This is a genomic window from Streptomyces fulvoviolaceus (genome assembly GCF_000718165.1).
In the GTDB taxonomy this organism is placed as follows: Bacteria; Actinomycetota; Actinomycetes; order Streptomycetales; family Streptomycetaceae; genus Streptomyces; species Streptomyces fulvoviolaceus.
Map to the genome: position 1 here is coordinate 1 of NZ_JOEY01000110.1, position 12793 is coordinate 12793.

Consider the following 12793-nt stretch of genomic DNA (forward strand, 5'->3'; position numbering starts at 1 on the left):
TGTCGAGCTGCAGCCCGACCGGCCGACCGGCGTCGATGGGTGCCGCCACGTTCTGCCATGCCTTGCGCGGGGAAGTGGTCTCCCCGACCAGCAGCTCAATCCCGAGTACGGCGGCCAGGTTCCTGGTGAGCTCGAACGGCTTGACCCGGCCTCCCAGGAAGGGGAAACCCATGGCTTTGCTGTCCCAGTAGATGAAGGACAGCCCGGAGCCGAGCCCGAACAGCATGGGCTCGGACAAGTCGAGTCCCTCATGCCGCAGCAGCACGCCCAGCGCCGTCGTCTCACAGTGCTGCATACCGCGGACATCGATGTCCTTCACCATGGCCATACCGCTCATTCTCCTCCCTCACCAGACGACAACGAAGGTGCCAGACCATCACGTCCCAGGCATGATCCGCCGGACAAGGCCTAGCGAGTAGTGCTTCGTTAGGTCTATGCGTTAGTGGCTGTTGCCGCTCCGATCTTGAGGGGTGTGCGTCGAACGGGAGTCTCGATCGGGTGATCGCCGCTGGCCGCAGGCATGAAGGCATGGCCTCTTGGTAGCTCGGGGTTGCGAAGCCAATCGAGATCCAGGAGGCCCTGTTGCCGCAGTTCTACGTGCTCGCGCCCCTAAAACTTCAACTCGGCTGCGCCGTCGTGTGATTGTGTCGCCCATCGGTTCGGAAACGCAGCCGATCGCCTGGAACGAGGTGACCAGCTACGGCAGAGCGCCCAGCAGCTCGCCACCCCAGGCCGACAATTCATGTCGCACGACGTAGGCTGGTGTCATCGCATGAAGACTGAGTGGCTCGGCCCAAGGCTGGTTGCTCAGTAACTGGACACGCCGTCCGCTCCAAGCCACCCCTAATGCGGTGTCTCCGTCGCGAGGCGGGACCGGGCGTATGAGGAGCCTCACGAAGACGCGCATGGTTGAATCCGCTGCACTCGGCGTTCTGTCATCCAAAAAAATTGGTACGTGCAGTGTTCATTGCCGAATCACCTCGTAGACCTCGCACGGGAACACCCATGCCTGTGAGTGCAGATGCTGGATATTCCCGCCAGGCAGTCCGGGTATCGAGAGGAAGGCCGGCGCCATGAATGCCAGCTTCGTCAATGCCGAAGTGAACCGTGCTCTGGCGGGTGGCGCGCTCCTCCCTCTGTGGATCGTCCTGGGGTGCTTCGCCCTGATTGCCCTCGGGTTGTTGTTGACCCGCTTGCACGCTCGGCGTGGTCACCGATGAGTCGCTTCATCTCGGCCGCTGCGATGCTGGTGGTTGTGGCGATCATCCTGATCACGCAGGGCGGCACCATGGCATCCGTCTACGGGACCGCCGTCTTCGCCTTGATGTTCGCCAAACTGGGGGCTTCGCTCGTCCGGCGGCCGCAGACAGCCGCAGCCCCTGAGGACCTGGCGAAGGTGAACGAATTGACGGTCGGTGCGATCATCACTGTCTACAACGAGGACCCGGAAGCGTTCGCCAGGTGTCTCGACAGCGTTGTGGATCAGACCCGCCATCCGACCACGCTGGTGGTTGTCGATGATGCCTCGACGGACTCCCGCGCGTTGGCCTACGCGCTCTCGCCCGAGGTGGTCCGACGGTTCCGTGACGCGGGCATCGGCTACCGAGTGGTGGAATTTTTGGAGAACAAGGGAAAACGCCAGGGACTGGCGGCCGGATTCCGGCTTCATGCCGATACGGACATATACCTGGGCATCGACTCGGACACCGTGCTGGACAAGTACGCCATCGAGCGGGGCATGCTTCCGTTCGCCTCGGACAAGGTGAACGCCGTCACTGGACTGGTACTGGCCCTCAATGCCCGCAAGAACGTTCTCACCCGACTGATCGATCTGCGTTACGCCAATGCGTTTCTGTACGAGCGGGCCGCGTACAGCCTGCTGGGAGCGGTCCTGTGCTGCTGCGGATCGCTGGCCTTCTACCGCGGAACCGTGGTGCGCGAACACCTTCACGGCTTCCTCAACCAGCGGTTCCTGGGCCGACTGTCCACCTTCGGCGACGACCGGCACATGACGAACTACTGCCTGCTGACCGGCAAGGCGGTCCTGCAGGCCAACGCAGTGGCCTGGACTCTCGTCCCCGAGAACATCAGGCACTACCTACGGCAGCAGGTGCGGTGGAACAAATCGTTCTTCCGTGAATCACTGTGGATCATTCGGGTCGGAAAGATCAGTAGGCCGGGATTTTGGTTGGCGTTGCTGGAGCTGATTTCCTGGACCTGTTTCACAGGGGTACTGATCTTCGCCATGACCATGATGCTCATCAGCGCTCAAGGCGCCCTGCTACTGGTGTATCTCATGCATGCGATGCTCCTCAGCTACGCCTGGTCGGCAAGATATCTGGAGTCCGGTGACCGCACCCGGATCCCCTGGACGGAACGGCTGGGAACCTTCTTGCTAGCTCCGCTGTACGGCCTGCTGCACATGGGTGTCCTGCTGTGGGTGCGGGTCTATTCCCTGTGCACGCTGCGCGACACCGCCTGGGGCACTCGCAAGGATGTGGAAGTCTCCCTTCGTCCCTGACTGGCCCCCAGAGCGCGCCCAGGCATCCGGCATCTCAGACTGAGGGGCGCCCGAGTGCCCTGTACGTCCATCCTGCTTTCCGCCAGCGCACGGGATCCAAACAGTTACGCCCGTCGAGGATCCGTTTGTGGCACACCCCATCGAGGGCCGCGGGTTCCATGTCCCGAAACTCCTGCCACTCGGTCAGATGAAGCACGATGTCCGCTTCATGAGCCGCACCCCGGGCCGAGTCCACGTAGTCGAGCGTCGGGAAGGCTCTCCGTGCGTTGTCGTTGGCTTTAGGGTCGTACACGGTGACTTGTCCGCCGTACAGCTGGATCTGAGCCGCGACATTCAGTGCCGGCGAATCCCTGACGTCATCAGAGTTCGGCTTGAAAGCGGCCCCGAGTACCGCCACCCGTTTACCGAGAAATTCACCACCGCAGTACTGACGGGCCATGTCCACCATACGTGTTCGGCGACGCATGTTGATCAAGTCGACTTCACGCAAGAAGGTGAGAGCCTGATCGGCACCCAATTCGCCCGCACGGGCCATGAAGGCGCGGATGTCCTTGGGAAGACAACCGCCTCCAAATCCCAAGCCAGCGTTGAGGAACTCTTTGCCGATCCGCGCGTCGTGCCCCAGCGCCTCACTCAACTGCAGCACATCGGCACCTGCAGCTTCACACACCTCTGCCATGGCGTTGATGAAAGAGATCTTCGTGGCAAGGAACGAATTTGCCGCGGCCTTCACCAGTTCGGCCGTGGCGAAATCCGTCACCAGAAAGGGCACTCCTTGGGAAATTGGTTTGGCATACACTGCCCGCAGGAGAGATTCGGCGCGCCGGCTGCGTACCCCCACGACCAAGCGGTCCGGTCGCAGCGTGTCACCCACGGCGTGGCCCTCTCGCAGGAATTCGGGGTTCCAGGCAAGCTCCGCTTCCTGTCCCGCCGGTGCCAGAAGCGCCAGACGCTCGGCCAGCCGGGATGCGCTTCCCACCGGAACGGTCGACTTGCCCACTACCAGCGCCGGACGGCTCAGGTGAGGAGAAAGCGCCTCGATGGCCGCCTCCACATGGCTCATGTCCGCGGCAAGCCCACCGTGGCGCTGGGGCGTGCTGACACACACGAAATGCACATCCGCGCCTGCGGCAGCCGTCTCCCATGACGTCGTGAACCGGAGCAAGCCGGTTGATCCAGGCTGCCCCACCACGTGCTTGGAAAGCAGCTCCTGCAAATCCGGCTCGTACACCGGCGCCCTGCCGGACGCCAGCAGAGCGACTCTCTCCTGATCAATATCGACCCCCACCACTTCGAAGCCCATCTCCGCCATGCACGCGGCATGAGTTGTCCCCAGATATCCTGTCCCGATCACCGAGATGCCGATGGCCATGCCCCGCTACCTTTCCAGTCTCGCCGGACCCGACAGAGAAACCCTTGCACGGTGGCGGCATCTCCTCTCGGCAGCGGAAAGACGGAAGCCGCAATCGGGCATATATACCGACGCCGCTGTGCGGTAAACAGAGCCAAGGTGAGACAGACGGCGACCGGCCATCCGCCGGGGTCGGCGCAGGACCTGCTGACGGCAGCGGGCCAAACACGCGCCTCAAGGGCTGCAGCCGTTTGGGGAAGCGCACTCCGACGCGGCGCGCGCGGGGCGGTTACGGGACGCTGACGTCGGCAGAGCGTGACTGAGCCAAGAGAATGATTTTGGGCGACACCGCCGCCGTTGCGGCGGCCGTTGGACACGCGATATCCTGACAGCGGATGGAATGCGTGCCCGGCCGTCGGCTGGACGAGCTTTGGGACAGCCGGAAGCGCGGGGTCAACAGATTTCTCCTTGTGTTGTACGGCCGCCGATGTACACCGTGCCGGCCAGTTGTGTTCGCCTGCCGCAGCTTTCCACGCGCGGTGCCCATGTCTCCCTTAGGGGCGACACCTAGTCGTGGTAGAGCGCAAATTGGGGAATCATTCCTTGATGCCTGGAGAATGCAGCCCCCGTAGTGAGAACATCACCAGCTGCGGTTCAAGGAGGACACCGTCACGATGCATGGGTCCCAGTCAGGAGCGATGGCCGGTCAGTGGCTGTCGCTCGCACGCCTGCTGACAGTCCGTCGGACCACACCCTCTCGCCCGGCAGTCGTCTCTGGAACGGGAGGCGACGGTTGTGGCCGAGCGGTCTGTCCCGGTGCAGGCGCTTCGCAGGTCTTCCGCCCTGCTCCCCGCCGGTGGCGTTCTCCTGTCGGCACTGCGGCCTTCCTGGTCGCGCGGGACGAGCGCGCCTTCGTCGAGTTGACCACAGGAGCCGTCGCATGACGCTGTCGTACCACCCCGTTTCTTCGCCCGGGACTGCGCAGCAGCACGCTCGGACCTCCGCCGTTTCCCATGACTGGTGGCGCAGCGCGGTCGTCTACCAGGTGTACATCCGCAGCTTCGCCGACGGAAACGGTGACGGCATCGGTGATATCGCCGGGCTGCGGGACAGGCTCCCCTACCTCGTGGAACTGGGGGTCGACGCGCTGTGGCTCAACCCCTGGTATCCCTCGCCCATGGCCGACGGGGGGTACGACGTCTCGGACTACCGTGCCATCGATCCGGTCTTCGGCACCCTGGAAGAGGCCGAGAGGATGATGACCGAGGCTCATGAGCTCGGACTCCGGGTCTTCCTCGATATCGTTCCCAACCACACGTCCGACCAGCATCACTGGTTCCGCGAGGCACTGGCCGCTGGGCCGGGTTCCACCGCACGCGACCGGTACGTCTTCCGGGCCGGGCGCGGCTCGGGGGGCAGCTTGCCACCCAACAACTGGCGCAGCAGCTTCGGTGGCCCCGCCTGGGTTCGGGTGACCGAGCCCGACGGAACACCCGGGCAGTGGTACCTCCATCTGTTCGCGCCGGAACAGCCGGATCTCAACTGGGAAAACGTCGAGGTACGCAGAGAGTTCGAGGCCGTCCTGAGGTTCTGGTTCGACCTCGGCGTGGACGGTATCCGCATCGACGTGGCCCACGGACTGGTCAAGGAAAAGGGCCTGCCCGACCTGGGTCACTCGGACATCGAACGTATCGGGATGGCGGCCGACGGTGGGCACCCCCACTGGGACCGGGAAGGCGTTCACGCCATCTTCCGCGCCTGGCGCGCAATCGCCAACTCCTACGACGAACCACGCGTATTCGTCGCCGAGGCATGGATGGGTGCCCCCGATCGGCTGGCCCGCTACGTACGCCCCGACGAACTGCACACGGCCTTCAACTTCGACTACCTCACCGCGCCTTGGCGCGCGAGCCACCTGCGTGAGGCGATCGACACCAACCTCGTGGCGTTGCGCGCCGTCGGCGCACCGGGGACGTGGGTGCTGTCCAACCATGATGTGGCGCGACACGTCTCCCGCTACGGCAGGCCCCAGCCCGACGAGCCCGTACGGGCGCTGTCCGACTTCCTCAAGGACAAACCTTTCGATCTGGACCTCGGCACCAGACGGGCGCGAGCAGCCGCACTGCTGGTCCTTGCCCTTCCCGGAGGTGCCTACATCTACCAGGGGGAGGAACTGGGGCTGTGGGAGATCGAGGATCTCCCCGAAGAACTTCTACAGGACCCTACCTGGAAGCGCTCGGGGGGCAGCGACCATGGCCGTGACGGATGCCGGGTGCCCATGCCGTGGTCCGGCGATTCCCCACCGTTCGGATACAGCCCCCCGGCGGCCACAGCAGAGCCTTGGCTACCGCAGCCGACCGCGTGGAAGAGCCTGACCGGGGAGGCCCAGCGCGGCGACGAGAAATCCATGCTGCATCTCTATCGCAAGGCTCTTCACCTGCGCCGTGTGCATCCCGCGCTGGGCGACGGGATCATGACCTGGGACTCCACGGCCCAGGAAGAGGTCCTCTCCTTCACTCGAGAGCCGGGGTTCCAATGCGTGGTCAATCTGTCCGAGCACCAGGTCGCCCTACCTGATCACACAGAGGTGATCCTCTCCAGTACGCCGATCCACGACAGCTGCCTGCAAAGTGACACAGCCGTTTGGCTCACCAGATACCGCCCATGAGCGTGAGTACAGTTGTCTGTCCGATCTTGAGCGATGCGCGTGAAACGGGATTGAGCGGTCGGAGGGATGCCCCCTGCTCATGACCCGCCGGTTGTCCCGGTCACACTCGCAGCGAGCGTGAACCGGCCTGGTGCCGGCTCGGCCAGCCAGCCACGGGCAACCAGGCGTTTCGCCTTCGACCGCAGTGCCTCCACCCGCGCCGGCACCAGGTCCATGCCGAAGGCTGCGGCCATCTCCTGGCAGGTCAGCGGCCCTTGACCGAGCCGGACCCGGTCCGCGAGCGCCTTGAGAATGCGCTGGTAGTCCACCGACAGCACCGACCAGGGCAGCTCCTCACGCCACACCGGCACCTGCGACTTCACCGCATCCCGAGGCGCCAACGGTGCGTCCGCATCCCGGCGATCCTCGGCGACCTCCGCATCGTCGGTGGTACCGCCGTTCGGACCCAGCACCGTATCGACCCGCCTGCGGGCGATCACCCACTCCTGCCATTCCTGTTCGGCCGAGGCCAACTCGGCCTGGATGCGATCGGCCTCCTCACGCAGCTCGTCCATACGACGGCGAGCACCTACTAGTGGTACTGGTCGTCGTGGTTGAGGGTTTGCCAGCGGCGTTCGTAGGCGTCGAGGTGTTGGGCGAGGTCGGTTGGGTGGATGGGTTTGTTGTATTGGGCGGTGATGCCGTGCTGGGCGAGGTCCTTGGCGACCTGGTCGAGTGCCGGATTGTCGGCGAGGGTTCGATGCTGGGCCCAGATGCGGTGGATCCGGAACTACAGGAAGTAGCGGACCAGGGCCTTGGGGTTGAGGGGCTGCTTTTTGCGGTCGAGGATGCCGCGTTCGGTGAGGTGGGCGGACAGTTCGTTGGGGTGCGGTTCTCTGCCGTGTTCGTGCTGGAAGGTTCCCCAGGCACGGTAGTAGCGGTCGGCCCGGGTGACGACGGGACGCCTCCACGAGTCGCACGTGCTCTACGCCTTGCAGCTGGGCCAGCGTCCGCATCACGTCCCAGACCGGCGCCCAGTGAGTTCCTGCCCCGGCAACGGCACTTCGGCTGAGCGTGCCGGACCGATCGGCCTCGTCCCAGTTGGTGGCTGCTACTGAACTTGAATGCGTGATGTCGGTCTGCCGTCACACCAGGGCAATGGACCTCGACGCGCAGCGACCATCAGTAGACGATGGACACGATCTGGCAGGCGGCTTCGGCAATCTGGCGCTCTCCGCTGATGCGGACTCGGGCGAGGGCGGTGCCAGGATCAATACCGCGGGTGCAGAGTCGCCAGGCGGTCTCTGGGTCCAGCCGCACTGACGCGGCCGGCCGGCCGGTGGGTGCTTCGGCCAGTGACCAGCGGTCCGCGGTGGCGGTCACGGTCCAGGTGCCGACGGCCGGCTCGTCGATGACCACCTGGAGCTGTGTCCCGGCGGGTGCGGGCGTGTCACGCAGTGTGTGGGGCAAGGCCCTCATGAAGGTGTCCAGGACCGTGGACAGAGCGTTGGTCTCCGGATCGGTGTGACGGCCGGTGACGTGGCGGATCTGCTGGCGGTGGGTCCAGTACTCGGTGAACTCCCGGGCGACATCCAGCCACTTGGGCGCCGGGTCGGCCCCTGCCCAGGACACGCCCAGGCCCGTTGCGTCGAGGCTGGCGCCCTCGAATTGACGGGCGACCTGGGGCCCGGCCAGTTCCAGTGCCTCGATGATCTCGGCGGGGCTGTGATCGGCGTGAAGGTCGATCCATTCCTGGTTGACCCGGTGGATGAACGCTTCCAGCGTCTCTCCAGCCGCCATGGCGCGTTGGTGGCTCTCTGCGCTCCAGCCGAGGCGGCCGTGGTAGTCGCCGAGGATGTGGGCGGCAAGATCGTGCACGGTCCAGCCCGGGACCGCGGCCCTGTTCCATTCATTGCGCCGCAGACCGCGTAGCAGGTCGAGGAGCGACGCCAGTTCTGGCCCGAACAACGGGCGAGCGTCGATCGGCTTGCCCAGCCAGGAGGGATTGGATACGTCGTTGGGCTGGAGACTCATGCTCAAAGCCTGTCAGCCGGGAGGCGGGGTCTTCCATCGAATACTCCCTCAGCTCCCGGGGGCATGTCGGTCAGCCGCCCATCATCAGGCCAGTGCCGGCCAGGCAGCCGTCGACCAGGTCGGGCCGGAACTGGATCTGTTTGAGTCTGCGCTTCACCGCCCGGGTGATCTGGGCGAGGTCAGCTGCGGCGAGGTTGCCGAGGTCGCGTTTGACCAGCGACCAGATGCCCTCCTGAGGGTTCAAGGTCGGGTGCATGGGCGGGCAGCTGGAAGACGGTGAGCCAGGCCGCGTTCGCAGCGATGAACTCCCGCATTCCGGCAGTGAGATGGAGGCGCACATGGTCCCAGACGAGCGTGTCGTCGCGTTCGATGCCCGGCGGGCGGGCTGCTGCCACGACCATCCGTGTGAGGATCTCGTTTGCCGCTTCAACTCGGCCTTATCCTTGTGCAGTTGCCTGATTCGTGGCGTTCGGCGATGGTGAGCCGGTCGTGTCGCTCGCAGTCGGGCGAGCTGCCGCGCAGCGCCAACCGGATGATGTGGCGGTTCCTGCGCCGTGGCTCTGCCCGCACCACGGCAGCCGCAACCGGCGGACCATCGGGCGCGGGAGGTATCCATGCTGCGCTCGCTCGTGCCGCTCCTCCTCCCGGGGGCGCTGGGATGAGGCGGCACCGCGACAACAAGGTTGTCCGCCAATCACATGGCCCCGTACGGGGGCGCAGCCTCATCCGATGGGGCTATGGCAGGACGAGGGCGTACCGCCGGCGTGCGCGGGCGCGTTGCAGAATCATGGATTGCACCGTCACCACCGGGCGTCTCCTCTTGGAGGACACGGAGCAACAGACGCCGAACTGCGAATGCACCGGGACGTCCCAGGGGGACCCGCCCATCTACGCCGCTCTCGTCAGGGAGTGGCAAGCCAGCGGCCGGATGCTTCCAGGTGCGCGGGATGCGCAGTGGGTCGCCCTCGCCTCCGTCGCCCCCGCAATGACCGGACACCGGCACCCGGCCGCCGTGCCGAGCCCGGGCCGATGGGAACGTGCCGTCGAACTGCCGCCGGTGCGCCAGCCCGAGCTGGTCACCACATGCTGAGGACGCCACACGGTGGTGCGCTTGATTGTGTAACTGCGGCATCCTCAGCAGCGGGTGCGCCGGTCAGCCCGGCCGGTCGCCACTGCGGCCGCGGGGTCCCGCGGTCGGTGCCCCGCACATCGGGCACCGTTGCCTCGTATGGGCCCGCTCAGCGAGTCTTCCGAGCGCCAGCTGCAGGGCCAGCTCCACGGCGGCGGGCACGAACAGCGCACCGGTGCCGTCGGGCGGGACCAGCCAGCGCAGCCGCCCTGCGGTCCGATGTGGTGCGGGTACCGCGATCCACGCGCCTTTGCCCGCGTAGCGGATGCCCGTGCCGATCCAACGGCTTGCGGGGTCCGGAGGCAGGAAGAAGGCCACCCGGCGGGCAGCGGTGTCCGCGAGCGCGGGACCGGGCGGCTGCGGGATGCACAGCAGGGCGTCGAGGGCCGGCATGCCCAGGTCCTCCGGCACGCTCAGCACGTCCCAGAACCGCCCGCAGGCCAGCACCGCTGCCCCCATCTCGCAGTTCCACTGCCGTTTGCAGTCTCTCGGGTCGGTCGCGGCGGCAGCGAGCCATTCCATGGCCTGCCGCGTGACTGTTCGCATGGGGTGCCTCCGGGATCCATTGGCCCGCGCGAGCGGGACGCACTTCCCCCTCACCGCCGGAGCGGTCAGGCCCGGCAAATTCATGCTGGTAGATATTTCTATTGCGCGGAAGGGGTGGCGAACCGTGGCGTTTGCCTCCGGAATGTTCGCTTCTGGTTCACGCGTTCTCCGGGCCCAGAAGAGTCCGTCGAGACCATGAATGTGGTTGCGTCATGGTCCCGCCTTCGACGGACGTGCTTGGAGAGGTGGCGGAAGACACGGGCTTCGCTGCGCCGGCCGCCCTTCGAGAGCGATCCGCTGGCGCCCCTCGTGGAGACGGCGCGACGTCTCGACTACGGTGGCGGTCGGTTCTACGGCACGGATGATGACGAGGCCTGAGACCCGCGCGGTGCTGTCGCGGGCGATGGGGAAGTTGGCCGGGGGCGCCGCTGCAGCAGCGAGCCTACGGCGCCTTCGCGGGCAGTCGACAGCCGCCTGCGACACCGTTCCGCACGATCGTTGCGGGACAACTCTCAGAAGAAGCCCAGCTTCTTCGGCGAGTACGACACCAGGAGGTTCTCTGCTGGTGGTACACGGCGTCATCGCGGCCGGCTGGCATGCCTGGCGGCCCGCCCACCTGTACCTGAAGGTTTCGGCGCCGGGCCACGTGCCCCTCGCCACGCAGCTGTACTTCAAGGGCGGCGACCATGTCACCGACGACCCCGAGTCCTGCCAGGCGCTCGCGTCCGCCGTCGTGCCGGGCACCGGTGACGGACCGCGGCCACCACCAAGCGAGGCTCTGCGTCCACGATCACCTGCACGTCCGCCGAGAATCGGTCGTTACGGGAGGAGGCTCCCACCGCCCGGTCACGGACCGGGACCAGTGTGCCGTCCACGATCCATAACCGGTCGACGCCGTCGGCGGAAGCGCTGGCCGGCTCCAGTGCCAGCAGCGGTCCCAGGCCGTGCTCACGTAGAAGTCCGTCGGTTGGCTCTCGTGCTTCCGCACCTGATCTGCGCGAGCCCGCCTGTCGGCGGTGACCGAGAGGTAGAGGCAGTTCTTCTCTCGCATGGGCGGTCCGTTGCGGTGCGGGCGGGGTCATCGCCCGCACCGCAGCCGTGAGATGGCGGCGGGTTCCGAGGCGCCGGTCAAGGGCGCAGGGAGCGGCCGATGATCTCCTTCATGATCTCCGTGGTACCGGCGTAGAGGGTGCTTGCGCGGGCGTCGAGGAAGTCCCGGGCGACATCGTATTCCTGCATGTAACCGTAGCCGCGGTGCAGTTGGAGACAGCGGGTGACGCCACGCTGTTGGAGTTCGGTCGTCCACCACTTTGCCATGGCGGCGTCGACGGCGCTGAGCCGTCCGGCGACGAGTTCGGCGACGCACTGGTCGAGGAAGACCCGAGCGACCTGCACCTCGGTAGCGATCTCGGCGAGGGTGAACCTGTTCGCTTGGAAGTCGGCGACGGATCGTCCGAACGCGGTGCGCTCCGCCGTATTGCAGCAACGCCTGGCCCGGCTCGTCGAACAGCACGCCCCGCAGTTGCGAGGCCCCTCTGCTTCTGTCAGGGCTCGCAATGGTGGCCCTGGCCTGCGTTGTCGCCCTGGTTGTGTCGACCTCATGGTGGCTGAGCGGGGCTCTCGGTTCGCGGGGGTCACCGACCATGTTGGCGACTCGAGCGCCCGGGACCTGCTGCGTGAGGTCCTGCTGTTGACGAAAATGAACTGGAACTCCGCCCGCTACGCCGAGCGGCTACCGGTCACGGTGCGGTTCGCCGGCGAAGTCGGCGCCATCCTTCGCGACCTGCTCGACGGCTGTGAACCGGAAGCCCGGTACATGTAGATGCGGAGCCCAGTGACCGTGGCCGCCGGGCAACGCCGTGAGGCTTTCAGTAAGCCCCCTGCTGTGCGCCCTCGCTGCCGGGGGCGGCCTTGTTGCCCGCCGCCCCCGCGCAGGCCACTGCCCCCGCAACGCAGGCCCTCCACTACGACGCCTGCCCCGACTGCGTGCCGAGGCCCGCGGCCCCGGACCGCGTCGGGTGCGGGCGGATCAGCGCCGCGCTCGGCGAACGGACGCCGAACTTCCCCGGAGCCTCCTACGGCACCTGTCTCGGCGCGGCCTATGTGGCCCGCTCCCCGCACTGCGCCGGTCGCATGGTGGGAACAGAGTGGAGGTTCTCCTGTCCCGTGCGCGAGGTGTCTCTATGACCGGCGCAGTGCGGCGTTCAGTATTGCTCGGTCTCCACGAAACCCGCGTCCGCGTCGTCGTCCGCCCCGAGTGCGGCGGCGGTCGGGTCGAATCCGGGCGGGCTGTCCTTGAGGCCCAGGCCCAGGCCGGCCAGCTTCGCCTTGACCTCGTCGATGGACTTCGCACCGAAGTTACGGATGTCCAGGAGGTCGGCCTCGGAGCGGGCGACGAGCTCACCCACGGAGAGGGCGGCGTCCGTGGGGGACGGGCCCATGTCGATGCCCTCGGCGTCGATGTTGAGCTCGCGGGCGAGACCGAACAGCTCGACCAGGGTCTTACCGGCCGACGCCATGGCGTCACGGGGACGCATGGCCTGCTTGGTCTCGACGTCGACGATC

At 66.3% G+C, this 12793-nt stretch carries 10 protein-coding genes and 3 pseudogenes; 4 read left to right on the plus strand and 9 right to left on the minus strand.

Going from position 1 to position 12793, the window contains the following annotated elements; translation table 11 throughout:
- Positions 1-328: BtrH N-terminal domain-containing protein (locus tag IG08_RS0152200; protein WP_030621687.1), on the minus strand; the 328-nt coding region annotated here is incomplete at its 3' end.
- An 888-nt stretch (positions 329-1216) separates the two neighbouring features.
- On the opposite strand from IG08_RS0152200, the gene IG08_RS0152210 reads away from it, so the two are divergent.
- Positions 1217-2521, plus strand: a complete 1305-nt coding sequence (locus IG08_RS0152210; RefSeq protein WP_158812411.1) for a glycosyltransferase — start codon at positions 1217-1219, stop codon at positions 2519-2521.
- Positions 2522-2555: 34 nt separating this feature from the next.
- Here IG08_RS0152210 and IG08_RS0152215 read toward each other — a convergent pair whose 3' ends face one another.
- Positions 2556-3893 (minus strand): UDP-glucose dehydrogenase family protein, encoded by a 1338-nt coding sequence (locus IG08_RS0152215; RefSeq protein ID WP_030621691.1) that lies wholly within the window; start codon positions 3891-3893, stop codon positions 2556-2558.
- Between the two features lie 919 nt (positions 3894-4812).
- Here IG08_RS0152215 and IG08_RS0152220 point away from each other — a divergent pair.
- Positions 4813-6540 carry a glycoside hydrolase family 13 protein gene (locus IG08_RS0152220; protein ID WP_078656136.1) on the plus strand — a complete coding sequence of 576 codons (1728 nt, stop codon included), beginning with the start codon at positions 4813-4815 and terminating at the stop codon, positions 6538-6540.
- 77 nt (positions 6541-6617) lie between these two features.
- On the opposite strand, the gene IG08_RS0152225 is transcribed toward IG08_RS0152220, so the two are convergent.
- The 4 genes and pseudogenes from IG08_RS0152225 to IG08_RS0152245 all read right to left on the minus strand — a co-directional run bounded on the left by IG08_RS0152225 (position 6618) and on the right by IG08_RS0152245 (position 10228).
- Complete coding sequence (locus IG08_RS0152225; protein WP_030621695.1) at positions 6618-7094, minus strand: hypothetical protein; 477 nt, start codon at positions 7092-7094, stop codon at positions 6618-6620.
- Between the two features lie 607 nt (positions 7095-7701).
- A complete protein-coding gene (locus IG08_RS0152230; protein WP_030621697.1) occupies positions 7702-8553 on the minus strand; it encodes a maleylpyruvate isomerase family mycothiol-dependent enzyme in 852 nt (283 codons plus the stop codon).
- A 70-nt stretch (positions 8554-8623) separates the two neighbouring features.
- Positions 8624-8906 (minus strand): annotated as a pseudogene (locus IG08_RS63340) (transposase); the annotation flags it as partial.
- 800 nt (positions 8907-9706) lie between these two features.
- Positions 9707-10228: a bifunctional DNA primase/polymerase gene (locus tag IG08_RS0152245; protein ID WP_052425338.1), complete on the minus strand. Its 522-nt coding sequence runs from the start codon at positions 10226-10228 to the stop codon at positions 9707-9709.
- Between the two features lie 403 nt (positions 10229-10631).
- On the opposite strand from IG08_RS0152245, the pseudogene IG08_RS63345 reads away from it, so the two are divergent.
- A pseudogene (locus tag IG08_RS63345) lies at positions 10632-10871 on the plus strand (hypothetical protein); the annotation flags it as partial.
- A 56-nt stretch (positions 10872-10927) separates the two neighbouring features.
- Here IG08_RS63345 and IG08_RS62265 read toward each other — a convergent pair.
- Positions 10928-11169 (minus strand): annotated as a pseudogene (locus IG08_RS62265) (IS5/IS1182 family transposase); the annotation flags it as partial.
- Positions 11170-11356: 187 nt separating this feature from the next.
- Positions 11357-11830, minus strand: a complete 474-nt coding sequence (locus IG08_RS58600) for an acyl-CoA dehydrogenase family protein (protein ID WP_078656139.1) — start codon at positions 11828-11830, stop codon at positions 11357-11359.
- On the opposite strand from IG08_RS58600, the gene IG08_RS0152255 reads away from it, so the two are divergent.
- Complete coding sequence (locus IG08_RS0152255; protein ID WP_030621705.1) at positions 11829-12050, plus strand: hypothetical protein; 222 nt, start codon at positions 11829-11831, stop codon at positions 12048-12050. The genes IG08_RS58600 and IG08_RS0152255 overlap by 2 nt on opposite strands.
- Positions 12051-12432: 382 nt before the next feature.
- On the opposite strand, the gene IG08_RS0152260 is transcribed toward IG08_RS0152255, so the two are convergent.
- Positions 12433-12793: DNA-directed RNA polymerase subunit alpha C-terminal domain-containing protein (locus tag IG08_RS0152260; protein WP_030621707.1), on the minus strand; the 361-nt coding region annotated here is incomplete at its 5' end.

Coding starts and splice junctions, on each gene's coding strand:
- IG08_RS0152215 (WP_030621691.1), bottom strand. CDS start 3,893: ATGGCCATCGGCATCTCGGTGATCGGGACAGGATATCTGGGGACAACT.
- IG08_RS0152210 (WP_158812411.1), top strand. CDS start 1,217: ATGAGTCGCTTCATCTCGGCCGCTGCGATGCTGGTGGTTGTGGCGATC.
- IG08_RS0152220 (WP_078656136.1), top strand. CDS start 4,813: ATGACGCTGTCGTACCACCCCGTTTCTTCGCCCGGGACTGCGCAGCAG.
- IG08_RS0152230 (WP_030621697.1), bottom strand. CDS start 8,553: ATGAGTCTCCAGCCCAACGACGTATCCAATCCCTCCTGGCTGGGCAAG.
- IG08_RS0152245 (WP_052425338.1), bottom strand. CDS start 10,228: ATGCGAACAGTCACGCGGCAGGCCATGGAATGGCTCGCTGCCGCCGCG.
- IG08_RS0152255 (WP_030621705.1), top strand. CDS start 11,829: ATGGTGGCTGAGCGGGGCTCTCGGTTCGCGGGGGTCACCGACCATGTT.
- IG08_RS0152225 (WP_030621695.1), bottom strand. CDS start 7,094: ATGGACGAGCTGCGTGAGGAGGCCGATCGCATCCAGGCCGAGTTGGCC.
- IG08_RS58600 (WP_078656139.1), bottom strand. CDS start 11,830: ATGAGGTCGACACAACCAGGGCGACAACGCAGGCCAGGGCCACCATTG.